The sequence below is a fragment of the Micromonospora sp. NPDC005806 genome, from assembly GCF_042871425.1.
Lineage (GTDB): Bacteria > Actinomycetota > Actinomycetes > Mycobacteriales > Micromonosporaceae > Micromonospora.
In genome coordinates, this window is the sequence record NZ_JBIAIL010000006.1 from 86972 (window position 1) to 109902 (window position 22931).

Genomic DNA, 22931 nt, shown 5'->3' on the forward strand with positions numbered 1-22931 from the left:
TCAAGGACGAACGGCCCTGCCCAGGTCGTCCCGGCTGACGGACAGTTGACCTGCGTTTCACCACCGCGAAACGTGCGCCCGGGAGCATCGTCCTCGGGCAGACTCGACGAGGCGCCTGCCAACCGTCGCCAACGATCTCGTACGAGGTGACCATGAGCACCAACGGGCCGAACCAGACCATCGGCTTCACCACCATCTCCCGGACCGTCGCGTCGGTCGCCGTCGGCGTGGTGCACACCGTCGAACGCGCCATGGTCGGCGACGGCCGGATGCGGACCGCCCGCGGCAACGCCTGGGAGGCGGTCTGCGCCGACCGGGCCCGGGCCGCGCAGCGTCGTGAGCTGGACCGCCTGGTCGCCGAGCTGGCCACAGTCCGGGAGCTCCGCGACGCGCGGGACGTCACGCCGGTCAGCTGACCGTCGGGTCCTCGCCCCGGTCGAGCGCCTCCCAGGCGTCCCGGGTGCCCCGCTCGACCGCCGGCCGGTCCGTGCCGGCCGGGGCCGCCGAGCGGGCCGGTCGCTCGTACCGGGCGCCCATCGCCGGCCAGCCGCCACCGCGCAGCGCGGTGAGCGCTCCGCCGGCCGCCGCGACCAGCCCGCCGGCCAGCACCAGCGCCGGCCACTGCCGGCTCACCCCGCCCTCGAAGGGGGCGGTCAGGCCGTAGCCGGCGCCGGCCGCCACGGCCAGCCCGACCAGGGTCAGCAGGCCGCCCAGCAGGCGGCGGACGCGGCCCCGGGTGGCGAGCACCGCGCCCCCGCCGGCCAGCCCGACCAGGGCCAGCGCGGAGACCCAGGGCAGCAGGTCCGTACCGGTGCGGGCGTGCCGCGTGGGCGGCAGCGACCCCCGGGCGGTCAGCTCGACCGACCAGGTCCGGGTCACCGCCCAGAAGGCCAGTCCCGCGCCGGCCAGACAGAGCAGCACCGCGTACGTCAGCTCGCGCCGGCCACGTGCGGCGGGGGCGGCGGTCGGAGTCGGATCACTCATCGGGCCGGCCTCAGGGTCTCGGCAGCAGCGATGGCGGCGAGCACGGCGGCGGCCTTGTTCCGGGTCTCCTGGTCCTCGGCGGCGGGATCGGAATCGGCCACCACCCCCGCCCCGGCCTGCACGTAGGCCCGGCCGTCACGGATCAGCGCGGTCCGGATGGCGATCGCCATGTCCAGGTCGCCGCCGAAGCCGAAGTAGCCGACGGTGCCGCCGTAGAGGCCGCGCCGGACCGGCTCCAACTCCTCGATGATCTCCATGGCCCGCACCTTGGGCGCCCCGGAGAGGGTGCCGGCGGGGAACGTCGCGGCGAGCGCGTCGAAGGCGGTGCGGTCCGCGCGCAGCTCGCCGACCACGGTGGAGACGATGTGCATGACGTGGCTGTAGCGCTCGATGGTGGCGAACTCCGGCACCTCGACCGTGCCCGGGCGGCAGACCCGGCCCAGGTCGTTGCGGCCCAGGTCGACCAGCATGACGTGCTCGGCGCGCTCCTTCGGGTCGGCGAGCAGCTCGGCGGCGAGCCGGGCGTCGGCCTCCGGGGAGCCGCCGCGCGGCCGGGTGCCGGCGATCGGATGCAGCAGCGCCCGCCGCCGTCCGTCCGCGCCGGTGCTCACCTTGAGGTGCGCCTCCGGCGAGGAGCCGACGATGTCGAAACCGTCGAAGCGCAGCAGGTACATGTACGGGCTGGGGTTGGTGGTGCGCAGCACCCGGTAGACGTCGAGCGGGTCGGCCTGCGTCGGCCGCTCGAAGCGCTGGCTGAGCACGATCTGGAAGCACTCGCCGGCCCGGATCGCCTCCTTGGCCGCCTCCACCGCCTTCGGGTAGCCGCCCTCCGGCGTACGGCTGACCACGTCGCCGACCGGGGGCCGGGCGACCGTCGAGATCATGGGCGGAATCGGTCGGGACAGGGCGGTCGTCATCGCGTCCAGCCGCCCCACCGCGTGGTGGTAGGCCGCCGCGACCAGGGCCGCCCGGTCGGGGGCGTCGAGCGGCGGCAGCACCGCGTTGGCGACCAGGATCGCCGAGCCGTCGTAGTGGTCGAGCACCACCAGGTCGGTGGCGAGCATCATGCCCAGCTCGGGCACCTCGAGCTCGTCCTCGGTCAGCTCGGGCAGCCGCTCGAGGCGGCGGACCAGGTCGTACCCGAGGTAGCCGACCATGCCGCCGGTGAGCGGCGGCATGCCGCTGGCCGGATCCCAGCCCGGGCCGGCCAGGGCGGCGACGGTCTCCCGGAGCACCGCCACCGGGTCACCGGAGGCCGGCAGGCCGGCCGGCGGCTCACCGGCCCAGACCGCGGTGCCGTCCCGCTCGGTGAGGGTGGCGGCGCTGCGGACGCCGATGAACGAGTAGCGGGACCAGGCCATGCCGGCCGAGCCGACGCCCTGCTCGGCGGACTCCAGCAGGAAGGTGCCGGGGCCGCCGGCGAGCTTGCGGTAGACGCCGACCGGGGTCTCCGCGTCGGCGAGCAGCCGGCGGGTGACCGGCACGACCCGCCAGCGGGCCGCCAGGTCGGCGAAGGTGGCCTGGTCCGGGCTGACCGTGCCGTCCGTCATGAGGCCACCTCCGCGGAGCTGACCGGCAGTTCGGTGAAGAAGCAGGTGCGGTGCCCGGTGTGGCAGGCCGCGCCGACCTGGTCGACGCTGACCAGCAGGGCGTCGCTGTCGCAGTCCAGGGCCACCGAGCGGACGTACTGGTGGTGGCCGGAGGTGGCGCCCTTCACCCAGTACTCCTGACGGCTGCGCGACCAGTAGGTGGCCCGGCCGGTGGTCAGCGTGCGGTGCAGCGCCTCGTCGTCCATCCAGGCGACCATCAGCACCTCGCCCGAGTCGTGCTGGCGCACCACCGCGGCCACCAGGCCGTCCGGGGTGCGGCGCAGCCGGGCGGCGATGGCCGGGTCGAGGCGGGAGGGGCGGGCCGGGCCCGAGGCCACGGCGCCGCCGGAGCAGGCGGAGGCGCCGGTCACCGGCGCGTCAGAGGCGGGCACAGTGAGCCATTCTCCCGCACGCGGCCCCGGCACCGCCGACGTGTCCCGGGTGGCGGGCGCCGGCAGGTCCGGGGCGCGGCTCAGTCGCGCCCAGGTGGCGGTCCGGCCGGCCGTCGACCAGGGGAGGTCAGTGGCCGACTGTCCGCATTCCTGCCGCAGAGTACCGCTCCCCCGAGACCGACCCGGCTGGCACCGCGTCGCGGAGCCGGGCCTGCTGCTCCGGGGTCAGCCGGACGTCGGCCGCCGCCGCGTTCTCCTCCAGGTAGCGGACCCGCTTGGTGCCCGGGATCGGCAGGACGTCCTCGCCCTGGGCGAGCAGCCAGGCCAGCGCGGCCTGGGCCGGGGTGCAGCCGATCTCGGCCGCCACCTCGCGCACCGCCTCGGCCAGCTTCAGGTTGGCGTCGAGGTTGCCGTCGGCGAAGCGCGGGACGGTGCGCCGCCAGTCGTCGTCGGCGAGCTGCTCGCGGCTGGTGATCGCCCCGGTGAGCAGCCCCCGCCCGACCGGCGAGTACGCCACCAGGGACACCCCCAGCTCCCGGCAGGTGGCCAGCATCTCCGCCTCGACGTCCCGGGTGAACAGGGAGTACTCCATCTGCACCGCCGAGATCGGGTGCACGGCGTGCGCCGCGCGCAGCGTCGCCGGGTTGACCTCGGAGAGGCCGATCAGGCGTACCTTGCCGGCCTCGACGAGGTCGGCCATCGCGCCGACGGTCTCCTCGATCGGGTTCTCCGGGTTGCGCCGGTGCAGGTAGTACAGGTCGATGGTCTCCACCCCGAGCCGGCTCAGCGAGGCGTCGCAGGCCTGCCTCGCCCAGGCGGCGCTGCTGTCCACGTACGCGCCGGGGGTGCCGGTGCCGCCGAAGCTGTCGCCGGTGGTGCGGTTGCCGAACTTGGTGGCGAGGAAGACCTCGTCCCGCCGGGCCCGCACCACCGGGGCGAGTAGCCGCTCGTTCGCGCCGAAGCCGTACATGTCGGCGGTGTCGAGGTGGTTGACCCCGAGGTCGAGGGCCCGGTGCAGGGTGCGCGTCGACTCGGCGTCGTCCGCCCCGCCGTACGCGAAGCTCATGCCCATGCAGCCCAGGCCGATCGCCGAGACCTCGGGTCCGGTCGCGCCCACTCGTCGCCGGATCATGCCAGGTCCTCCTCTGCCCTGCGGTACGCGTCGATCTTGTGGTCGAGCACCTTGAGGTCCTCCTCCAGTTCGGCCATCCGGGCCAGCACCCGGGCCCGGTGCGCCTCGAAGAGCGCCCGCCGGGCGCCGAGCGTCCGGTCGCCCTGCCGGGCCAGCTCCGCGTAGCGGCGCATGTCCCGCACCGGCATCCCGGTCCGGCGCAGCCGGGTGAGCAGGAACAGCCACTTGACGTCGGACTCGGTGTAGCGCCGGCGGCCCGAGGAGTCCCGCCCGACCGGGGCGACCAGGCCCTCCTGCTCGTACCAGCGCAGCGTGTAGGTGGTCAGGCCGACCCGTTCCGCCGCCTCACCCACGGTGAGGCTCATCTCCCGCGTGCTGATGTCCACGAACCCCAGGCTTCCAGTTCGAGCGCACTCGAAGTCAACCGTTGCGCGGCGAACACCACTCAACTACCGTTGATTTCAACAGTTGATGAGTTTTCCGGAGGCGGGCATGGACGACGCGGTGTCGGTCCGGGACCTGGTGGTCGACCGGGGCAAGCGGCGGGTGCTCCAGGGCATCTCCTGCGCCGTGCCCCGGGGCACGGTCACCGGGTTGCTCGGGCCGAGCGGCAGCGGCAAGACCACCCTGATGCGCGCGATCGTCGGGGTGCAGACGGTCTCCTCGGGCACGGTCACCGTGCTCGGCAGGCCGGCCGGCGCGGCCGAGCTGCGGGACCGGGTCGGCTACCTCACCCAGGCGCCCAGCATCTACGCCGACCTGACGGTCCGGGAGAACGCGCGCTACTTCGCCGTGCTCCAGGGGCGGGGCCGGGCCGAGGCGGACCGCGCGGTGGCCGACGTCGGCCTGGCGGATGCCGCCGACCAGCTGGTCGGCAACCTCTCCGGCGGGCAGCGCAGCCGCGCCTCGCTGGCCTGCGCCCTGGTCGGCGACCCGGAGCTGGTCATCCTCGACGAGCCCACCGTCGGTCAGGACCCCGTGCTCCGGGCCGACCTGTGGGCCCAGTTCCACGCCATGGCCGCCGCCGGCACCACGCTGCTGGTGTCGAGCCACGTGATGGACGAGGCGGCCCGCTGCGACCGGCTGCTGCTGATCCGGGACGGCCGGCTGGTCGCCGACGACACCCCGGACACGGTCCGCTCCACCACCGGCGTGGACGACCTGGAACAGGCGTTCCTCCGGCTGATCCGCGCGAGCGAGCAGGAGGGGACCCGATGAACCCGCGCATCCTGACCGCCACCACCGGGCGGATCCTGCGCCAGCTCCGGCACGACAAGCGGACCGTGGCGCTGCTCGTCGTGGTGCCCACCGTGCTGCTCACGCTGGTCTATTACATGTTCGTCGACCAGCCCACCCCACCCGGACGGCCGAGTGTGTTCGACCAGGTGGCGCTGATCATGCTGGGCTTCTTCCCGTTCATCATCATGTTCCTGGTCACCAGCATCGCCATGCTGCGGGAGCGCACCACCGGCACGCTGGAACGGCTGCTCACCACCCCGCTGGCCAAGCTCGACCTGCTCTTCGGCTACGGCATCGCGTTCGGGCTGGCCGGCGTGGTGCAGTCGACGATCGCGTCGCTGGTGGCGTACCAGGTGTTCGGGTTGGACACCAAGGGCAGCCTCTGGCTGGTCGTCATGATCGCCGGGGTGAACGCGGTGCTGGCGGTGGCCCTCGGGCTGTTCTGCTCCGCGTTCGCCCGGACCGAGTTCCAGGCCGTGCAGTTCATGCCGGTCGTGGTCCTGCCGCAGTTGCTGCTCTGCGGGCTGTTCGTGCCCCGGGGCCAGATGGCCGGCTGGCTCCAGGCGATCAGCGACGTGCTGCCCCTGTCGTACGCCGTGGAGGCGCTCCAGGAGGTCGGCGCGCACGCCGATCCGACGGGGACGATGTGGCGGGACGTGGCGATCGTCGCCGGGGCGGCGGTGGCGGCCCTGGTGCTGGCCGCCGCGACGCTGCGTCGGCGCAGCGGGTGATGGCGCGGCGCACCGGCCGGCGGCCCGGCAACCCGGACACCCGCGAGGCGATCCTCGCGGCGGCGCGGGAGACGTTCGCCGAGCGTGGGTTCGACGCCGCCTCGATCCGGGCGATCGCCACCGCCGCCGGGGTCGACCCGGCGCTGGTGCACCACTACTTCGGCACCAAGGAGGAGCTGTTCCGGGCCACCGTGTCGATCCCCGTCGACCCGGCCGAGCTGGTGCCGCGGGTGCTGGCCGGTGGCCGGGACGAGGTCGGCGAACGGCTGGTCCGCACCTTCCTCACCGTGTGGGACTCCCCGGTCGGCACCGCGGCGGTGGCCCTGCTCCGCTCGGCGGTGAGCAACCAGTGGACCGCCCGCCTGCTGCGCGAGTTCCTGGTCACCCAGGTCCTGCGCCGGGTCGTCGACCAGCTCGACCTCGACCCGGCCGAGGTGCCGCTGCGGGGCGCGCTGGTGGCCACCCAGATCGCCGGCCTGGCCATGATGCGGTACGTGATCCGCCTGGAACCGGTCGCCTCCGCGCCCCCGGACACCCTGGCCGCCACGATCGGTCCCACCCTCCAGCGCTACCTCACCGGCCCCTTGGACGAGGGCTGAGGCGGATGCGCTAGCTGTCCCTGGGCAGTACAGCTAGCGGGTCTGCTCGAGCCAGGAGGCGTAGAGCAGGGCGTAGACCGAGTCCGGGTCCTTCAGCAGCTCGTCGTGGGGGCCGCGCTGCACGATGCGGCCCCGGTCCACCACGATCACCTCGTCGGCCGCCTGGGCGGTGGAGAGCCGGTGGGCGATGGCGAGCGTGGTCCGGCCCCGGGTGACCGCGTCCAGGGTGCGCTGGAGGCGTACCTCGGTGGCCGGGTCGACCGCGCTGGTCGCCTCGTCGAGCACCAGCAGGTCGGGGTCGGCGACGTACGCCCGGGCCAGCGCGACCAGCTGCCGCTCGCCGACGCTGAGCGCCTCACCGCGCTCCCCGACCGGGGTGTCCAGGCCGGCCGGCAGCCCGTCCAGCCAGTCGGCCAGGCCCAGCTCGGTGAAGGCGGCGGTGAGCTGCGCGTCGGTCAGCTCGGGCCGGGCGAAGCGGACGTTCTCCCCGACGGTGGTGTCGAAGAGGAAGCCGTCCTGCGGCACCATCACCACTCGGGAGCGCAGCGAGTCGAACCGCACCTGGCGCAGCGACACGCCGGACAGCAGCACCTCGCCCTCGGTGGGGTCCATCAGCCGGGTGAGCAGCTTGGCGAAGGTGGTCTTGCCGCTGCCGGTCTCGCCGACCACGGCCACCCGGCTCTTCGTCGGGATCTCCAGGATCACGTCGTGCAGCACCGGCGGCCCGCCCGGGTAGGCGAAGGTCACCCCGGCGAACCGGATGTCCAGCGGGCCGGGCGGCAGCTCCCGCCCCTGCTCCCCCGGGTCGGCCACGTCCGGCGCGACGTCCAGCACGTCCAGCACCCGCCGCCAGCCGGCGATCGCGTTCTGCGCCTCGTTGAGCACCTCGGTGGCGATCTGGACCGGCTGGATGAAGAGCATCACCAGGAACAGGAAGGCGGTGAGCTGGCCGATGGACAGGGTGCGGTCCACGCCCAGGTTGACCCCGACCACCACCACCCCGGCCAGGGCCAGGCCGGCGGCCAGCTCCCCCACCGAGCTGCCCAGGATGCTGATCCGGATGGCCTTCTGCTGGGCCTGCCGCTGCCCCTCGATCGCCGCGTCCAGCCGCCGGGCGGTCCGCCCGGCGATCCCGTACGCCCGGATCACCGGGGCGCCCACCACGCTCTCGCCGATGGTGCCGAGCAGGGTGCCCATCCGCTGGCGGACCAGCCCGTACGCGCCGGCGAGCCGGCGCTGGAGCAGCCGGATGACCAGCACCGCCGGCGCGAACGCGACGAGCACCACCAGGGTGAGCTGCCAGGAGTACGCGAGCATCACCGCGGTGGTGACCACGAGTTGGCCCAGGTTGACGATGAGGATCACGCCGCCCCACTGGAGGAACTGGGTGATCTGGTCGACGTCGCTGGTGACCCGGGAGACCAGCGAGCCGCGCCGCTCGGACTGCTGGTGCAGCATGGACAGGTCGTGCACGTGCCGGAACGCCCGGGTGCGCACCCCGGCGAGGGCGGTCTCGCTGACCGTGAAGAGCCGGCGCATCATCAGGTAGCCGCAGGCGGTGGTGACCGCCAGCACGGCGGCCGTGACGATCACGGTCAGCGTGACCACGTCCAGGTCGAGCCCGCCGACGATGCCGTGGTCGATGCCGCGCTGCACGGCCACCGGCACGGCCACCCGGCCGATCATGTAGACCAGCGCCAGGCCGAGCGTGCCGGCCAGCCCGGTCTTCAGCTCCGGGGAGAGGGCCAGCCCGCGCCGCAGCGTCCGCCAGGTCGACTCGGTCGCGTCGGCCGGACGCCCGGCCTCAACAGTCGTACTCACCGGTCAACCTCGACTTCCAGGCCGGAGGTCAGCGGGATGACCTCGTCGTACGTGCGGTGCTGTTCGCGTTCCTGCTCGGCCTGCTCGTAGGCGGTGACCAGGTCGGCGTAGCCGGGCACGGTGGCGAGCAGCTCGCTGTGCGTGCCGCGGGCGACCACCCGCCCGTGCTCCACGTAGATCACCTCGTCGGCGAGGGCGATGGTGGCCCGCCGGTACGCGACCACCAGGATCGACGCGGGCGCCCCGCCGTCGGCCGGGGTGCGCAGCCCCGCCAGGATGGCCGCCTCGACCCGCGGGTCGACGGCGCTGGTGGCGTCGTCGAGCACCAGCAGCCGGGGCCGGCCGGCGAGCGCCCGGGCCAGGGTGAGCCGCTGCCGCTGCCCACCGGAGAGGGAGGTGCCGCGCTCGCCGACCATGGTGTCCAGCCCGTCGGGGAGGGCGGCCACGAAGCCGTCCGCCTCGGCCAGCCGCAGCGCCGCCCAGACCTCCTCGTCGCCGATGCCGGGCCGGTCCAGGGTGATGTTGGCCCGGACGGTGTCGTCGAAGACGAACGGCACCTGGGCGACCAGGGCCACGGTCGAGGCCAGCGAGGCGGCGGTCAGCTCGCGCACGTCGACGCCGTCCAGGGTGACCGTGCCGGCGCGCGGGTCGACCAGCCGTACGGCGAGCGAGGTGATGGTGGACTTGCCGGCCCCGGTCGGCCCGACCAGGGCCACCGTCTTCCCGGCCGGCACGGTGAAGGTCACCTCGCCGAGCACCTCGGTGCCGGGCAGGTGCGCCTCGGCCGGCTCGTAGCCGAAGTGGACGTCGTGGAAGGCGAGGGTGGCCGGGGTCGGCGTGGCCGGGTCGAGGGTCACCTCGCCGTACGGCATCTCGCCGGTGGCGTCGAGGACGCGGCGCACCCGGTCCCAGCCGGCGACGCTGCGTGGCAGCTCGGCCAGCACCCAGCCGATCGCGCGCACCGGGAAGGCCAGCACGGTGAACAGGAAGGCGACGCTGACCAGCTCGGTCACGCTGATCGCGCCCTGCCGCAGCCGCACCGCGCCGACCACCAGCACGGCGAGGGTGCCCAGGCTGGGCAGGGTCTCCAGCATCGGGTCGAAGACGCCGCGCAGCCTGCCGACGGCGATCAGCGCGTCGCGCAGCTCGCCGGCGCGGGCGGCGAACCGGGCGGTCTCCTGCGCCTCGCGGCCCATCGTCTTGACCACCAGGGCGCCGTCGAAGCTTTCGTGGGCGATGCCGCTGACCTCGGCCCGCAGCCGCTGGGCGCGAGCCTGGCGGGGCGCCATCCGGCGGGAGTAGACCACGTTGAGCGCGAACAGCGCCGGGAAGACCGCGAGGCCGACCAGGGCGAGCGCCCAGTCGGTGAGGAAGAGCGAGACCACCGCGCCGACCAGCATGACCAGGGTGCCGACCGCGAAGGGCAGCGGCGCGATCGGGTACCAGGCGGCCTCGACGTCCGAGTTGGCGTTGGAGAGCAGGGTGCCGGTGGCGTTGCGGTGGTGCCAGGCCAGCGGCAGGTCGAGGTAGCGGCGGGTGACCCGGCGGCGGTAGGCCGCCTGGAGCCGGTACTGCATGTAGCCCGCGCCGAGCCGGCGGCCGAAGATGCCGACCACCCGCAGCACGCTGATCCCGAACAGCGCGGTGGCGGCCAGCGCGAGCGCGCCGCCGGCCACCGAGCCCCGGGCGATGGCAGGGACCACCACCTTGCCGACCACGCCGCCGATGACGTACGCGCTGGCGATGACCAGGAGGCCGAACAGCACACTGCCGGTCACCGCGACCGCGAAGATCCGCGGTTGTTCCCGGATGGCCCGGCCGAGCACCCACAGCCCTCTGCCGAGGACATCCCGACTTGTCCCGCTCGCCAACGCACTCCCCTGCCGTAAGCCGCAATTTTCTCTCTCATCCTTACCGGTCGACGCGAGATCCGCCGACCCCGCAGGGATATGTCCACCGTCACGTTCCGCCCCCGATGGGCGCCGACCAGCACCGTTGGTCGTGCGCCGAGCCGGCCGCGCTCCCGCGGTGCCCGGCCGCGCCGCGCTCACCCCGCCGAAGAGCCGCGCCGGGCCTACCATCGGTGGATGCCGCGGTACGCCCGATCGGAGCGCGAGGCGCTCGCCGACCTGCTGCTGGACCTGGGACCGGACGCGCCGACGCTGAACGAGGGGTGGACCACCCGTGACCTGGCGGCACACCTGCTGGTGCGGGAACGCCGGCCGGACGCCGCCGGGGGCATCCTGCTGCCGCCGCTGCGCGGGTACGGCGAGGCGGTCCGCCGACGGGTGGCCGCCGGGCCGTTCGCCGACCTGGTCGCCCGGGTCCGCCGGCCACCGGTGTGGAGCCCGGTGAGCAACCCGCTCACCGACGAGCTGGCCAACACCCTGGAGTTCTTCATCCACCACGAGGACGTCCGCCGGGCGCAGCCGGGATGGCTGCCGCGCGACCTGCCGGCCGGGCTGCAGGCGGCGCTCTGGAGGCGGGGCGCGCTGCTGGCCCGGACGGCGCTGCGCCGCTTTCCGGCGGACCTGCTGGTCCAGGCGCCGGGGTTCGGCGAGCGCACCGTGGGCCGGGGCGGCGAGCGGCTGCGGCTGGTGGGTGCGCCCGGCGAGCTGGTGCTCTTCCTCTCCGGCCGGCAGCGGGCGGCCCGGGTGCAGGTGGACGGCCCGGCCGCGCCGGCCTCCCGGTTGCGGGCAGCCCACCTGGGTTTCTGACCACGGGTGGGAATCGGTCCGGGCGAGCGGCGAGACGCCGCTTGCCCAATCAGGCCGGCCGATCCCTGGTGCCGAACGCTCCTGCCCGCCGCCTCACCCCGGGCGGCGGGACGAGGGAGACGATGCGGAGCTTCGCGGTCTCGGCACTGCGCGAACCCCCCTTCCCGGCCCGCCGGCACGCCGCCGTCGAGCTGGTCGCCGGGGAGAGCCTCGGGTGGGTCCGCGACCTGGGGCTGATCGACACCCCGGCCGGACTGGGGCGGCTGGGCGGGGCCAGCCCGGCGGAGCTGGCCGGCCGGGCCTGCCCGGACGCGCCGGTGGACCGGCTGCGCCTGCTCACCGACCTGATCTCCTGGCTGTTCGTGATGGACGACGCCTGCGACGAGGACGGCCTGGGCGGCAGCCCGACGCGACTCGCGCCCACGGTGGCGGAACTGCTGACCGTGCTCGACCGGCACGGTCACCCGGCCGCGCCGCCGCCGGCCGGTGGGCCGCTCGGCGTCGCGCTGGACGACCTCTGCCGGCGGGTGCGCGACCGGCAGCGGCCGGCGCTGCTGCTGCGCCTGGTGGGCCAGCTGCGCGACTATCTGCTGGCGCTGCTGTGGGAGGCGGCCAACCGGGAGCACCGGCGGGTGCCGGGGGTGGCCGAGTACGTCCAGATGCGCCGGCACACCGGCGGGGCGCGACCCAGCTTCACCGTCACGGACCTGGCGTACGGCGGGCTGCCGGGAGCGGGCCGGCGGGCGGACCTGGATCTGGCCGCCCTGGACGCCCTCGCCGCCGACCTGGTCTGCTGGTGCAACGACGTCTTCTCGTACGGCAAGGAGCGCACCGGCTCGCCGGACGGGCACAACCTGGTCACCACGATCATCGGGGAGACCGGGCAGGACGAGCGGACCGCGCTGCGCGCGGCGGCCACCCGGTTCAACGAGGGTCTGGCCGCGTACGCCGCGCGGGAGGCGGCGCTGGACGCGGACGGCGACGAGGGGGTCCGCGCCTTCCTGGCCACCCGCCGGAACTGGATCCGAGCCACCTACGACTGGTCCCTCGCCGCCGCCCGGTACGCCTGATCCGGGCGTTCCACGGTCCGGGACGTCGATCGGCGCAGGCCAGGAGGGCTAGCCGCTGCCCCGGTGCAGGCAATACTCTTCGGTAACCGCAAAATGGCGTGACCCCCGTCACGTCCCTCCATCCCCCGAAGGCGGCTACAGCGATGGCTCTCGATGTACCGTACCGTTCCGTCCCCGACATGTTCCTCAAGCGTGTCGCGGCGACCCCCGACCGGCCGGCATTCGCCCATCCGGCCCCGGACGACTCGGGGCCGGTCTGGCTGAGCTGGGCGCAGGTCGGGCAGCGCGCCAAGGCGGTCGCGGCCGGGCTGCACGGGCTCGGCGTCGGCCTGGAGGACCCGGTGGCGATCCTGGCGAACACCCGGCTGGAGTGGGTGCTCGCCGACTTCGGGATCATGTGCGCCGGCGGGGCCACCACGACCGTCTACCCGACCACCGAGCCGGAGGACGCCGCGTACATCGTCGCGGACTCCGGGTCGAAGGTGCTCTTCGCCGAGAACCCGGCCCAGGCGGCCAAGCTCGCCGGCGCGACGCTGCCGGTGCTGACCCACGTGGTGCTCTTCGACGGCGAGCCCGATCCGGCCGCCGCCGTCCCGCAGCTCACCCTGGCCCAACTGGAGGAGCGGGGGGCGCAGGCGCTGGCGAACGAGCCCGACCTGATCGACATGCTGGTCGCCGGCATCGGCCCGGACCACCTGGCCACCCTGATCTACACCTCGGGCACCACCGGCCGGCCCAAGGGCGTCGAGCTGCTGCACGGCGGCTGGTGCTGGGAGGGGGTGGCGCAGGCCGAGCTGGGGCTGCTGCGCGTCGACGACCTCCAGTACCTCTGGCTGCCGCTGTCCCACTCGTTCGGCAAGACGCTGCTCTGCGGCGCCACTCACGTCGGCCTGCCCACCTACGTGGACGGCCGGGTGGACAAGCTGGTGGAGTTGCTCGCGGTGATCCGGCCGACGCTGATGTGCGGCGCGCCCCGGGTCTTCGAGAAGGTCTACAACAGGGCGGTCACCACGGCCCAGGGTGCCGGCGGCGCGAAGGCGAAGATCTTCGCCTGGGGCGTCGCGGTGGGCAAGGAGAAGGTGGCGCTCGAACAGGCCGGCAAGCCCGTGCCGGCCGGCCTGAAGCTCAAGTACGCGGTGGTCGAGAAGCTGGTGTTCAGCAAGCTCCAGGCCCGGCTCGGCGGCCGGATGCGGGTGCTGGTCTCCGGGGCGGCGCCGCTGAGCAAGGAGATCGGCACCTTCTTCGCCGCCGCGAACCTGCCCATTTCCGAGGGGTACGGCCTCACCGAGACCAGCGCCGGCGCCTTCGTCAACCCGCCGGACGGGCTGCGGATCGGCAGCGTGGGCCGGGCCATGGGCGACCTGGAGTGCCGGATCGACACCGACGGCGAGATCCTGGTCCGCGGCCGGCCGGTGATGCGCGGCTACCACAACCTGCCCGAGGAGACCGCCGCCGCGTTCACCGAGGACGGCTTCTTCCGGACCGGGGACATCGGCACCCTCGACGACGACGGCTACCTGCGGATCACCGACCGGAAGAAGGACCTGGTCAAGACCTCCGGCGGGAAGTACATCGCGCCGTCGCACATCGAGGGCATGTTCAAGGCGGTCTGCCCGTACACCTCGCAGGCGGTGGTGATCGGTCAGGCCCGCAACTACTGCACCATGCTGGTCACGCTCGACCCGGACGCGATCAAGGGGTGGGCGGCCGGCGGCCCGCTGGAGGGCCGCGACTACACCGACATCGTCACCTCGCCGGAGGCGCAGGCGATGGTCGAGGGCTATGTGGCCGAGCTGAACGCCAAGCTCAACCGCTGGGAGACGATCAAGAAGGTGGCCATCCTCCCGCGCGACCTCACCATCGAGGACGGTGAGGTCACCCCGTCGCTGAAGATCAAGCGCCGCAGCGTCGAGAGCAACTTCGCCACCGAGATCGAGAAGATGTACGCGGGCACCCTCGCCGAGCTGTAAGTCCCCTACCGCCCGACGGCCGTGCCCCACCGTCCCGGGGCACGGCCGTCGGCGCGTTTCCGGCCGCCGAACGGCGGTCGGGTCACAGGTGGCGTTGGCGCCACCGGCTCTGTTCCTCCTCGGCGGCGAGCTGCTCCTCCAGGGCGAGCTGCCGGATCTGCCGCCGCCGGCCGTCCTCGCTCAGCGTCTCCACCACCACGGCGGTCACGGTGAGCGCCGCCAGCACGGCGAGGGCGATCAGCTCGGGCAGCAGGGCGGCCAGCGGGGCCACCGCGACGATCGCCACCACCGCGACCAGCACCGGCCAGCGCACGGTGCGCAGCCCCACCAGCGCGCAAGCGGCGAGGCTGAGCAGGTAGAGCGCGACCCCGCCGTAGAGCACGCTGACCCAGAAGCCGCCCAGCGGCAGACCCCACGCCGGCGTGTCCGGCTGGGCCGCCTCGCCGAGCAGGTCCTTGAGGCCGAGGGCGAAGCTGATGATCCCGGCAATCAGCGGCAGGTGCAGGTACGTGTAGACGTCCCGGGCCAGCCGGACCCGGGCGTCCAGGTCCCGCGTCTGGTGCAGCTTCTGCTCGAGGGCGAACGCCAGGGTGTCGAAGTACGCCCACCAGAGCACCGCCACGACCGCGATGCCGAGCACGGCGCCGATCACCACCGGCACGGTGAGCGGCAGGCCGCTGAGGAACTTCGGCCCGAGACCCAGCGCGATGATCGACTCGCCGAGGGCGATCAGCACCATGAGGGCGTGCCGTTCCGCCCAGTGCCCGGCGGAGAGCACCGCCCACCACGGCCGGCCCAGGATCACCCCGCCCACGTACTCGATCAGCAACGCCACGGTCCAGAGTGCGAGCTGAAGCGCGATCGCCGTGGGCCGGTCGGCCATCCGCGGCGGCACCGTCCCGGCGGTGATCAGGAGCGCGGTGGCCACCACCGGCAGGAGCGCGAGCCACAGCAGTCGCCGGCGGCGGTCCGGATCGTCGCGGGCCACCCAACCGAACACCACGAGCTGCGCGGCGCGGATCACGAAGTAGCAGAGGGCGAACACCACCGGCCCGTGCAGTCCGCCCGGGATGTCGGCGAACGCTCCCGGCGTGCTCAGCACCAGCAGGAAGGTGGCGGCGATCGTGACGAAGCCGACCAGTGGCAGCACGCCCTGGTCGGCCCGGACCACATTGCCCAGCCCGGCGAAGCCGGTCCAGCACCACCAGAGCAGCGCCAGCACCAGCAGGAAGCGGTACAGGTTGGCCGGGCTGGGGTGGGTGGCGGTCAGGCTGGTGTCGCTGAGGAACGCCAGGACGAACACCAGGTCGTAGAAGAGCTCCAGCCGGGTGGTCCGGGACCCCGGCGCGCCGGGCCGGACCGCCCGCGACCACCGGGTACCGCCGCCGTTCCCCACCCGGGCAGTCTGTGGGGCACGGCGACCGGACCGGCGCCGAACCCACGGAACCGTACCGGAACGGGGCCTGCGGCGGTCAGGCGATGACCGAGGGTTCCCGCCACTGCGGGCGGCTGGTCCGGTCCAGGTCGTAGCGGACGGCGGCGAGCCGGCCGACGGCCTCCACCAGGTCCGCGGCGGGCAGGGTGAAGGGCAGCCGCAGGAACCGCTCGAGGGTGCCGTCCAGGCCGAACCGGGGCCCGGGTGCCAGGCGTACGCCGACCTCCTCGGCGGCCCGCGCCAGGGCGCTCGAGATCGGGCCGTCCAGCTCCACCCAGAGCGTGACGCCGCCGCGCGGCATGGCGACCCGCCAGTCGGGCAGCCGCTCGGCCACCGCCCCGACGAGGGCGTCCCGCTGGGCGGCGAGCTGGGTCCGCCGGGCGGCCACGATGGCCGGCGCGTCGGCGAGCAGGTGCACCGCGACGAGCTGGTCGAGCACCGGGCTGGCCATGTCGACGCCCACCCGGGCGGCGGCCAGCCGCTGCACCTGGGGCGCGGATGCCCGGACCCAGCCGATCCGCAGCCCGCCCCAGTACGGCTTGCTCATCCCGCCGATGCTGATCACCCGGCTGTGCCGGTCGAAGGTGGCGACCGGCGGGGGCAGCTCGGTGCCGTCCAGCGGCAGGTCCACGAAGGACTCGTCGATGACCAGGTCGGTGCCGGCCGCGTGGGCGGCGCCGACCACTCGCTCGCGCAGCTCGGCCGCCATCAGGTGGCCGGTGGGGTTCTGGAACTCCGGGATCAGGTACGCCAGCTTCGGCCGGCTCTGCCGGATGCTGCCCAGCAGCAGGTCGGCGTCCCAGCCGTCGCCGTCGGCGGCGAGGCCGTGGGTGGTGATCCGGGCCCGGCGGGCGGACAGCGCGGCGAGCGCGTTCGGGTAGGTGGGCGACTCCACCAGCACCCCGCCGCCGGGCGACAGGGCCAGCCGCAGCACCAGGTCCAGCGCGTGCTGGGTGCCGCTGGTGACCATGATCTGTTCCGGACTGGTCGGCAGCCCTCGCTCGGTGTACGACCGGGCCACCGCCTCGCGCAGCTCGATGATGCCGGTCGGGTGGTAGCCGGCGCCGCACAGGTAGCGCGGCAGGTCCTCGGCGGCCGCGCGGGCCGCCGGCACGAGTTGCGGCGGGGCGGCGAGCGCGGCCACCCCGAGGTCGATCATGTCCCGGTCGTCCAGCGGGGTCCACAGCCCGGTGCTGGCCACCCGGTGGGTGCCGGGGAGCATGGTCCAGCTCCCGGCGCCTCGCCGGCTGGCCAGGTGCCCGCTCTCGCGCAGCTCCCGGTAGGCGGCGGTGACCGTGGTCCGGCTGATCCGCAGCGCCTCGGCCAACTCCCGCTCGGCCGGCAGGCGTACCCCGAGGGGGAGCCGGCCGTCGGCGAGCAGGCCGCGGACGGCGGCGGCGAGCGCGGCGTAGTCAGGACTGCGCCGGCGGCCGGGAAGGGCGTGCCACTGGCCGAGGAGCCGAGCCAATTGGACGCCGCGCACCTGACTCGTCATGGCCACCCCTCCCGAATTGGCTCTGTCATGGCCGAGATTGGCCCCTAGGGTGGCATGCATGGCAGCGATTGGCAATCTCCGGTACCGACCCGCCCGGCGGCTGACCCAGCTCTACGTCGGGCTCACCCTCTACGGCGTCAGCATGGCGTTGATGGTCCGGTCCGGGCTCGGCCTCGACCCGTGGGACGTGTTCCACCAGGGGGTGGCCCGGCAGACCGGGCTCTCCATCGGCACGGTCACCATCGCGGTCGGCGCCCTCGTGCTGCTGCTCTGGATCCCGCTGCGGCAGCGCCCCGGCCTCGGCACGGTCAGCAACGTCGTGGTGATCGGCCTGGTGGTGGACGCCACCCTGGCCCTGCTGCCGGACGGCAACGCGCTGCCGGTCCGGATCGGCCTGCTGGTCGTCGGGATCGTCGCCAACGGCGCGGCCACCGGGCTCTACCTGGGCGCGGCGCTCGGGCCCGGCCCGCGCGACGGCCTGATGACCGGGTACGTCGCCCGCCGCCCCGGCCGCTCGATCCGGCTGGTCCGGACCATGATCGAGGTCACCGTGCTGGCGCTCGGCTGGCTGCTCGGCGGCACGGTCGGCCTCGGCACCGTCGCGTACGCGCTGGCCATCGGGCCGCTCGCCCAGCTGTTCATCCCGCTCTTCGCGGTGCCGCCGGCGCCGGCCGTGCCCGCCGCCGGGGAGCCCGCGATGGGCTGCGCGCCCCGGCCCGCCGGTGAGGCGGCCTGACGCCGGGCACGCCGCCGCCGGGCGGGCCGAGCCGCACGGTCGGCGCGTCCGGACCCGCCCGCCGAGCACCCAGCGTCACCGCCGGCGGGCCGACCGCCACGGGATGGGACGGCCGGCACCGCGCTGAGCTGCACTGACGTCCGAAGGCGAAACCGAGTGTTTTCTCCGCCGTCGGCGCCGGGCATCATTCGTTCATGGGGGAGAACGGATGGCACTGGACCGACGCCTGGATCTTCGTCTCACTGGTGATCGCGAGCGGTGCCGGCCGGCACCGCCGGTCGGCCGCCACCCGGCGGCCCGAGGGTGTCCGCCTGGCCGACGTCCTCTCCACCGCCGACCACCTCAACCGATCCATCCCCGACCGGCACGAGGTGGAGACCGCCGTCCGGCGGCTCGTCGGGGCCGGCCTGGTCAGCGTCTCCGACGGCTGGTTCCGGATCACTCCCGACGGCGAGCAACTCTGGCGCACCCGGCCGAGCGCCGGGGTGGGGACCATGGTGGACACCGTGCAGGGCGCGCTCATCCGGCGGCACACCCCGGGTGAGGCCGACTGGCGCCTCGGCGAGGACGACCACGCCGCCGCCGTGCAGGAGTACGCGGTCCGCTCGATCCCGATGCCGCGTCGCTCACCCGAGGGCCACTCCGGCCGCCCCTGACCGGGCCGCACCTCGTCCGGCCCGGCGCCAGCACGTCTTCCGGCGGTCGGTGCCGGGCGGGCGGGTCAGCGGACCGGGTGGCCGGCGCCGCGCAGGGCGTCCTTGACCTCGCCGACGGTCAGCTCGCCGAAGTGGAAGACGCTGGCCGCGAGCACCGCGTCGGCGCCCGCGCCGACGGCGGGCGGGAAGTGGGCCACCTCGCCGGCGCCGCCGCTGGCGATCACCGGCACCTCGACGACCTCCCGGACGGCCTGGATCAGCGGCAGGTCGAAGCCGGTCTTGGTGCCGTCGGCATCCATCGAGTTGAGCAGGATCTCCCCCGCGCCCAACTCGGCGCCGCGCCGGGCCCACTCCACCGCGTCAATGCCGGTGCCCCGGCGGCCGCCGTGGGTGGTCACCTCGAAGCCGCTGGGCGTGGTACCGGCCGGGGCACGCCGCACGTCGAGGGAGAGCACCAGCACCTGCCGGCCGAACCGGTCGGCGATCTCGGCGATCAGCTCGGGCCGGGCGATCGCGGCGGTGTTCACCCCGACCTTGTCCGCGCCGGCGCGCAGCAGGGTGTCGACGTCGGCGACCTGGCGGATGCCCCCGCCGACGGTGAGCGGGATGAAGACCGACTCGGCGGTGCGCCGGACCACGTCGAGCATGGTGCCCCGGTCGCTGGCGGAGGCGGTGACGTCGAGGAAGGTCAGCTCGTCCGCGCCGGCGCGGTCGTACGCCGCCGCCAGCTCGACCGGGTCGCCGGCGTCGCGCAGGTCCAGGAAGTTGACGCCCTTGACCACCCGCCCGCCGTCCACGTCCAGACACGGGATCACCCGTACCGCCACCGTCATGTCGCGAGCCTATCCAACGCGTCCGGCACGGCGGCCGACCCCGAACGGGCCGACCGCCGTGAACGAGTCCCGGGTCACACCCGCACGAGCATCTTGCCGAGGTTCTCGCCGCGCAGCATGCCGAGGAACGCGTCCGGGGCGTTCTCGATGCCGTCGACCACCGTCTCGTCGTACGAGAGCTTCCCGTCGCGCAGCCAGCCGGCCATCTCCTGGACGAACTGCTCGCGCAGGTGGCCGTGGTCGCCAACCAGGAAGCCGCGCAGGGTCAGCCGCTTGCCGATCAGCAGCGCCAGGTTGCGCGGGGCGGCGGGCGGCTCGGTGGAGTTGTACTGCGCGATCATGCCGCAGATGGCGGCCCGGCCGTGCAGGTTCATCGCGCCGATGGCGGCCTCCAGGTGCTCGCCGCCGACGTTGTCGAAGTAGACGTCGATGCCGTCCGGCGCGGCGGCCTTGAGCGAGTCCCGCACCGAGCCGTCGTGGTAGTCGAAGGCGGCGTCGAAGCCGAGCGCCCTGAGCCGCTCGACCTTGGCTGGCGAGCCGGCGCTGCCGACCACCCGGGCCGCGCCCCGCAGCCTGGCGATCTGGCCGACCATGCTGCCCACCGCGCCCGCCGCGCCGGAGACGAAGACGGTCTCGCCGGGCTTCATGGCGGCCACGTCGAGCAGACCGGCGTACGCGGTGAGCCCGGTCATGCCGAGCACGCCCAGGTACGCGCTGACCGGGGCGAGGCTCGGGTCGACCTTGCGGGCCGCCGTGGCGTCGAGCAGCGCGTACTCGCGCCAGCCGAGACCGTGCAGCACGGTGTCACCCGGCTTGAATCCGTCGGCCTCGCTGGCCACCACCTCGCCGACCGCGCCGCCGTCGAGCGGGGCGTCGAGCCGGAACGGCGGCACGTACGACTTCACGTCGTTCATCCGGCCGCGCATGTACGGGTCGACCGACATGAACTGGTTGCGGACCACGATCTGGCCCGGACCCGGGTTCGGCACCTCGGTGGTGACGAGACGGAAGTTGTCCCCGGTCGGCCAGCCCTGCGGGCGGGAGGCCAGGTGGACCTCACGGTTGGCGCTCATCGCGCCGCCCGTACGGTGAGGGCGACCTCGATGTTGCCCCGGGTCGCGTTCGAGTACGGGCAGACCTGGTGGGCCTGCGCGACGAGCTGCTCGGCGGCGGTCCGCTCGACGGCGGGCAGGTCCACCACGAGGGTGACGGTCAGGCCGAAGCCACCGCTGCCGTTCGGGCCGATGCCCACCTCGGCCTCGACGACCGACCCGGAGACGTCCGCCTTCGCCCGGCGGGCGACGAGCCGCAGCGCGGAGTGGAAGCAGGCCGCGTAGCCGGCGGCGAAGAGCTGCTCGGGGTTGGCCGCGCCCCCGGCGCCGCCCATCTCCTTCGGGATCGCCAGGTCCAGCTCGAGGGTGCCGTCAGAGGTGCGGACGTGGCCGTCCCGGCCGTCCCCGGTCGCCTGCGCGGACGCGGTGTAGAGCACCTGCATGGTGGTCACTGCTCCTTCTGTCGGTGGATCGTCTCGGTGACCCGGGTGAGGGTGTCGCGCAGGGCGACCAGCTCGGCCTCCGCGAGGCCGGTGGCCCGGGCCACCCGCCGCGGCACCTCGTCCATCCGCTCCCGCAGGGCCCGGCCCTGCTCGGTGAGGCTCACCTCGACCCGGCGCTCGTCCCGCGCGGAGCGGGCGCGCACCAGCAGACCGGCCGACTCCAGCCGCTTGAGCAGGGGGGAGAGGGTGCCGGAGTCCAGCCGGAGCCGGTTGCCCAGCTCGGAGACCGTGGCGGCGTCGCCGCGCTCCCAGAGCACCAGCAGCACCAGGTACTGCGGGTAGGTCAGGCCGTGCTCGTCGAGGATGGGCCGGTAGACGTCGGTGAGGGCGCGCGACGCCGCGTAGAGGGCGAAGCACACCTGCCGGCGCAGCACCAGGTCATCGGTCACGCCCCGAACAGTAGCGACCAATTGAGTTGTGCACAATCTATTTGCCTCGACGTGACCATGCCCACCGTCGTGGACCGGACGGACACGTCCGCCGCCGGCGAGCCGGCCGACTCAGCGGTCCGCGAGGTACGCCTCCAGCTCCACCTCGACCAGGTGCTCCGGGTCGATCAGCCCGGCCACCACCACCATCGTCGCCACCGGGCGGACCGCACCGAACACCGCGTTGTGGGCCCGGCCGACCTCGTCGGCGTGGCGCCGGTCGGTCACGTACATCCGGGTCCGGATCACGTCGGCCGGCCCGGCACCCACCTCGGCGAGCGCGTCCAGGCCGATCCGCAGCGCCTGCGCGGTCTGCGCCGCGGCGTCCCCCACGTGCGCCACCTGGCCGTCGACCGTTGAGGTGCAACCGGCGGTGATCGCCAGGTCCCCGACCCGGACCACCCGCGAGTAGCCGAACCGGGCCTCCCAAGGGCCGCCCGAGCCGAGGCGGGTGACGGCCGTCACGCGGCGGCCCGCAGGGTCGCGAGCGCCTCGGCGACGGTGAACGCGCCCGCGTACAGCGCCTTGCCGGCGATCACGCCCGCCACGCCGACCGGCTCGAGGGTGGCCAGGGCACGCAGGTCGTCCAGGGTGGAGACGCCGCCGGAGGCGATCACCGGAGCGTCGGTGCGGGCGCAGACCTCGCGCAGCAGATCCAGGTTCGGCCCGCGCATGGTGCCGTCCTTGGTGATGTCGGTGACGACGTACCGGGAGGCGCCGGCCTTGTCCAGCCGAGCCAGCACCTCGTACAGGTCGCCGCCCTCACGGGTCCAGCCGCGCGCGGCAAGGGTGCGGCCGCGTACGTCCAGCCCGATCGCCACCCGGTCGCCGTACTCGCCGCAGATCCGGTCGCACCACTCCGGGTCCTCCAGCGCGGCGGTGCCGATGTTGACCCGGGCCGCCCCGGTGGCCAGCGCGGCGCGCAGCGACCCGTCGTCGCGGATCCCGCCGGAGAGCTCCACCTTGGCGTCCAGCTTCCCCACCACGTCGGCGAGCAGCGCGGCGTTGGAGCCCCGACCGAAGGCGGCGTCCAGGTCGACCAGGTGGATCCACTCGGCGCCGTCGGACTGCCAGGCGAGGGCCGCCTCCAAGGGGTCGCCGTAGGCGGTCTCGCTGCCGGCGGCGCCCTGCACGAGCCGGACGGCCTGGCCGTCGGCGACGTCCACGGCGGGCAACAGGGTGAGGCTCACGCTCTTCTCCTCGCTTCAGGTACGCCGGTCCAGGGCGATCACCACGATCGCCGGCAGGACCAGCAGCAACAGCACGACCAGCGCCAGCCGCAGCGCCAGGTCATCGACGAAACTCCAGATACCGGCCAGCGCCGCCCCGGTGAGCAGCACGATCGCCGCCCGCTCGCCCCGGGTGTGCCGGTGCAGCCGGCCGGTCCGGCCCCGCCGCAGCGTCGGCGTCAGCCGGCGTACCACGGCACGGCACCGCTCCCGGCGGGCCACCTTGCGGGCGCGGGCCGCCCGCTCGGCCGCCAACTCGGCCTGGCGCGCCTCCCGGCGGCGGGCCCGCTCCTTGCTCACCGCGCCCCCATCGTTCGTGA

General features: G+C 74.3%; 25 protein-coding genes. 9 read left to right on the top strand and 16 right to left on the bottom strand.

Annotation, left to right across the window (positions count from 1 at the left end):
- Window positions 1–152 precede the first annotated feature (152 nt).
- The gene (locus tag ACFYOS_RS09385) at window positions 153–416 is read left to right on the top strand and encodes a hypothetical protein (protein ID WP_387137545.1); all 264 of its coding nucleotides are present in this window, start codon (window positions 153–155) and stop codon (window positions 414–416) included.
- On the opposite strand, the gene ACFYOS_RS09390 is transcribed toward ACFYOS_RS09385, so the two are convergent.
- The 5 genes from ACFYOS_RS09390 to ACFYOS_RS09410 form a co-directional block, all read right to left on the bottom strand.
- Window positions 409–984 carry a Trp biosynthesis-associated membrane protein gene (locus ACFYOS_RS09390; RefSeq protein ID WP_387137547.1) on the bottom strand — a complete coding sequence of 192 codons (576 nt, stop codon included), beginning with the start codon at window positions 982–984 and terminating at the stop codon, window positions 409–411. The genes ACFYOS_RS09385 and ACFYOS_RS09390 overlap by 8 nt on opposite strands.
- Window positions 981–2534 (bottom strand): anthranilate synthase component I, encoded by a 1554-nt coding sequence (locus ACFYOS_RS09395; RefSeq protein ID WP_387137550.1) that lies wholly within the window; start codon window positions 2532–2534, stop codon window positions 981–983. The genes ACFYOS_RS09390 and ACFYOS_RS09395 overlap by 4 nt, the downstream gene beginning before the upstream one ends.
- Window positions 2531–2965, bottom strand: a complete 435-nt coding sequence (gene hisI / locus ACFYOS_RS09400) for a phosphoribosyl-AMP cyclohydrolase (protein ID WP_387137553.1) — start codon at window positions 2963–2965, stop codon at window positions 2531–2533. The genes ACFYOS_RS09395 and hisI overlap by 4 nt, the downstream gene beginning before the upstream one ends.
- 127 nt (window positions 2966–3092) lie before the next feature.
- The gene (locus ACFYOS_RS09405) at window positions 3093–4097 is read right to left on the bottom strand and encodes an aldo/keto reductase (RefSeq protein ID WP_387137556.1); all 1005 of its coding nucleotides are present in this window, start codon (window positions 4095–4097) and stop codon (window positions 3093–3095) included.
- Window positions 4094–4483, bottom strand: coding sequence for a MerR family transcriptional regulator (locus tag ACFYOS_RS09410; protein WP_387137559.1), 390 nt, complete (start codon window positions 4481–4483; stop codon window positions 4094–4096). The genes ACFYOS_RS09405 and ACFYOS_RS09410 overlap by 4 nt, the downstream gene beginning before the upstream one ends.
- 106 nt (window positions 4484–4589) lie before the next feature.
- Here ACFYOS_RS09410 and ACFYOS_RS09415 point away from each other — a divergent pair, with 106 nt between their 5' ends.
- From ACFYOS_RS09415 to ACFYOS_RS09425, 3 genes are read left to right on the top strand one after another with little or no spacing between them, the layout of a single operon-like run.
- Entirely contained in the window at window positions 4590–5315 is a 726-nt protein-coding gene (locus tag ACFYOS_RS09415; RefSeq protein WP_387137918.1) for an ABC transporter ATP-binding protein, read from the top strand.
- Entirely contained in the window at window positions 5312–6067 is a 756-nt protein-coding gene (locus tag ACFYOS_RS09420; protein WP_387137562.1) for an ABC transporter permease, read from the top strand. Before ACFYOS_RS09415 ends, ACFYOS_RS09420 begins: the two co-directional genes overlap by 4 nt.
- On the top strand, window positions 6067–6666 hold the full coding sequence (locus ACFYOS_RS09425) for a TetR family transcriptional regulator (protein ID WP_387137565.1): 600 nt from the start codon (window positions 6067–6069) through the stop codon (window positions 6664–6666). Before ACFYOS_RS09420 ends, ACFYOS_RS09425 begins: the two co-directional genes overlap by 1 nt.
- Before the next feature lie 33 nt (window positions 6667–6699).
- Here ACFYOS_RS09425 and ACFYOS_RS09430 read toward each other — a convergent pair whose 3' ends face one another.
- Together ACFYOS_RS09430 and ACFYOS_RS09435 are read right to left on the bottom strand one after the other, a co-directional pair.
- Window positions 6700–8487 (bottom strand): ABC transporter ATP-binding protein, encoded by a 1788-nt coding sequence (locus ACFYOS_RS09430; RefSeq protein WP_387137568.1) that lies wholly within the window; start codon window positions 8485–8487, stop codon window positions 6700–6702.
- A complete protein-coding gene (locus ACFYOS_RS09435) occupies window positions 8484–10358 on the bottom strand; it encodes an ABC transporter ATP-binding protein (RefSeq protein ID WP_387137570.1) in 1875 nt (624 codons plus the stop codon). Before ACFYOS_RS09435 ends, ACFYOS_RS09430 begins: the two co-directional genes overlap by 4 nt.
- A gap of 216 nt (window positions 10359–10574) precedes the next feature.
- On the opposite strand from ACFYOS_RS09435, the gene ACFYOS_RS09440 reads away from it, so the two are divergent.
- The 3 genes from ACFYOS_RS09440 (at window position 10575) to ACFYOS_RS09450 (ending at window position 14244) form a co-directional block, all read left to right on the top strand.
- A complete protein-coding gene (locus ACFYOS_RS09440) occupies window positions 10575–11204 on the top strand; it encodes a TIGR03085 family metal-binding protein (protein ID WP_387137573.1) in 630 nt (209 codons plus the stop codon).
- A gap of 122 nt (window positions 11205–11326) precedes the next feature.
- Window positions 11327–12274, top strand: a complete 948-nt coding sequence (locus tag ACFYOS_RS09445) for a terpene synthase (RefSeq protein ID WP_387137576.1) — start codon at window positions 11327–11329, stop codon at window positions 12272–12274.
- 143 nt (window positions 12275–12417) lie between these two features.
- Window positions 12418–14244, top strand: a complete 1827-nt coding sequence (locus tag ACFYOS_RS09450) for an AMP-dependent synthetase/ligase (protein ID WP_387137579.1) — start codon at window positions 12418–12420, stop codon at window positions 14242–14244.
- A gap of 82 nt (window positions 14245–14326) precedes the next feature.
- Here ACFYOS_RS09450 and ACFYOS_RS09455 read toward each other — a convergent pair whose 3' ends face one another.
- Both ACFYOS_RS09455 and ACFYOS_RS09460 read right to left on the bottom strand, forming a co-directional pair.
- Window positions 14327–15640: a low temperature requirement protein A gene (locus ACFYOS_RS09455; protein WP_387137582.1), complete on the bottom strand. Its 1314-nt coding sequence runs from the start codon at window positions 15638–15640 to the stop codon at window positions 14327–14329.
- 76 nt (window positions 15641–15716) lie between these two features.
- Window positions 15717–17174 (bottom strand): PLP-dependent aminotransferase family protein, encoded by a 1458-nt coding sequence (locus tag ACFYOS_RS09460; protein WP_387137584.1) that lies wholly within the window; start codon window positions 17172–17174, stop codon window positions 15717–15719.
- Between the two features lie 58 nt (window positions 17175–17232).
- Here ACFYOS_RS09460 and ACFYOS_RS09465 point away from each other — a divergent pair, with 58 nt between their 5' ends.
- Window positions 17233–17910, top strand: a complete 678-nt coding sequence (locus ACFYOS_RS09465) for a YitT family protein (RefSeq protein ID WP_387137587.1) — start codon at window positions 17233–17235, stop codon at window positions 17908–17910.
- A 194-nt stretch (window positions 17911–18104) separates the two neighbouring features.
- Window positions 18105–18566 (top strand): hypothetical protein, encoded by a 462-nt coding sequence (locus ACFYOS_RS09470; protein ID WP_387137590.1) that lies wholly within the window; start codon window positions 18105–18107, stop codon window positions 18564–18566.
- Window positions 18567–18631: 65 nt separating this feature from the next.
- Here ACFYOS_RS09470 and hisF read toward each other — a convergent pair whose 3' ends face one another.
- From hisF to ACFYOS_RS09505, 7 genes are all read right to left on the bottom strand, one after another.
- Window positions 18632–19399, bottom strand: coding sequence for an imidazole glycerol phosphate synthase subunit HisF (hisF, locus tag ACFYOS_RS09475; RefSeq protein ID WP_387137593.1), 768 nt, complete (start codon window positions 19397–19399; stop codon window positions 18632–18634).
- Between the two features lie 74 nt (window positions 19400–19473).
- Complete coding sequence (locus tag ACFYOS_RS09480; RefSeq protein WP_387137596.1) at window positions 19474–20472, bottom strand: NADP-dependent oxidoreductase; 999 nt, start codon at window positions 20470–20472, stop codon at window positions 19474–19476.
- On the bottom strand, window positions 20469–20894 hold the full coding sequence (locus ACFYOS_RS09485; protein ID WP_387137921.1) for an organic hydroperoxide resistance protein: 426 nt from the start codon (window positions 20892–20894) through the stop codon (window positions 20469–20471). The genes ACFYOS_RS09480 and ACFYOS_RS09485 overlap by 4 nt, the downstream gene beginning before the upstream one ends.
- A 5-nt stretch (window positions 20895–20899) precedes the next feature.
- Window positions 20900–21343, bottom strand: a complete 444-nt coding sequence (locus ACFYOS_RS09490; protein WP_387137599.1) for a MarR family winged helix-turn-helix transcriptional regulator — start codon at window positions 21341–21343, stop codon at window positions 20900–20902.
- A gap of 111 nt (window positions 21344–21454) precedes the next feature.
- Window positions 21455–21847, bottom strand: coding sequence for a RidA family protein (locus tag ACFYOS_RS09495; RefSeq protein ID WP_387137602.1), 393 nt, complete (start codon window positions 21845–21847; stop codon window positions 21455–21457).
- Window positions 21844–22572, bottom strand: a complete 729-nt coding sequence (gene priA, locus ACFYOS_RS09500; RefSeq protein ID WP_387137605.1) for a bifunctional 1-(5-phosphoribosyl)-5-((5-phosphoribosylamino)methylideneamino)imidazole-4-carboxamide isomerase/phosphoribosylanthranilate isomerase PriA — start codon at window positions 22570–22572, stop codon at window positions 21844–21846. The genes ACFYOS_RS09495 and priA overlap by 4 nt, the downstream gene beginning before the upstream one ends.
- A gap of 15 nt (window positions 22573–22587) precedes the next feature.
- A complete protein-coding gene (locus tag ACFYOS_RS09505) occupies window positions 22588–22911 on the bottom strand; it encodes a hypothetical protein (RefSeq protein WP_387137608.1) in 324 nt (107 codons plus the stop codon).
- Window positions 22912–22931: the final 20 nt, after the last annotated feature.

Bases quoted from the DNA above. Each gene is read 5' to 3' on its own strand.
- ACFYOS_RS09385 (WP_387137545.1), top strand. From the start codon at position 153: ATGAGCACCAACGGGCCGAACCAGACCATCGGCTTCACCACCATCTCC.
- ACFYOS_RS09390 (WP_387137547.1), bottom strand. From the start codon at position 984: ATGAGTGATCCGACTCCGACCGCCGCCCCCGCCGCACGTGGCCGGCGC.
- ACFYOS_RS09395 (WP_387137550.1), bottom strand. From the start codon at position 2,534: ATGACGGACGGCACGGTCAGCCCGGACCAGGCCACCTTCGCCGACCTG.
- ACFYOS_RS09405 (WP_387137556.1), bottom strand. From the start codon at position 4,097: ATGATCCGGCGACGAGTGGGCGCGACCGGACCCGAGGTCTCGGCGATC.
- ACFYOS_RS09415 (WP_387137918.1), top strand. From the start codon at position 4,590: ATGGACGACGCGGTGTCGGTCCGGGACCTGGTGGTCGACCGGGGCAAG.
- ACFYOS_RS09420 (WP_387137562.1), top strand. From the start codon at position 5,312: ATGAACCCGCGCATCCTGACCGCCACCACCGGGCGGATCCTGCGCCAG.
- ACFYOS_RS09425 (WP_387137565.1), top strand. From the start codon at position 6,067: ATGGCGCGGCGCACCGGCCGGCGGCCCGGCAACCCGGACACCCGCGAG.
- ACFYOS_RS09440 (WP_387137573.1), top strand. From the start codon at position 10,575: ATGCCGCGGTACGCCCGATCGGAGCGCGAGGCGCTCGCCGACCTGCTG.
- ACFYOS_RS09445 (WP_387137576.1), top strand. From the start codon at position 11,327: ATGCGGAGCTTCGCGGTCTCGGCACTGCGCGAACCCCCCTTCCCGGCC.
- ACFYOS_RS09450 (WP_387137579.1), top strand. From the start codon at position 12,418: ATGGCTCTCGATGTACCGTACCGTTCCGTCCCCGACATGTTCCTCAAG.
- ACFYOS_RS09460 (WP_387137584.1), bottom strand. From the start codon at position 17,174: ATGACGAGTCAGGTGCGCGGCGTCCAATTGGCTCGGCTCCTCGGCCAG.
- ACFYOS_RS09465 (WP_387137587.1), top strand. From the start codon at position 17,233: ATGGCAGCGATTGGCAATCTCCGGTACCGACCCGCCCGGCGGCTGACC.
- ACFYOS_RS09470 (WP_387137590.1), top strand. From the start codon at position 18,105: ATGGGGGAGAACGGATGGCACTGGACCGACGCCTGGATCTTCGTCTCA.
- hisF (WP_387137593.1), bottom strand. From the start codon at position 19,399: ATGACGGTGGCGGTACGGGTGATCCCGTGTCTGGACGTGGACGGCGGG.
- ACFYOS_RS09480 (WP_387137596.1), bottom strand. From the start codon at position 20,472: ATGAGCGCCAACCGTGAGGTCCACCTGGCCTCCCGCCCGCAGGGCTGG.
- ACFYOS_RS09485 (WP_387137921.1), bottom strand. From the start codon at position 20,894: ATGCAGGTGCTCTACACCGCGTCCGCGCAGGCGACCGGGGACGGCCGG.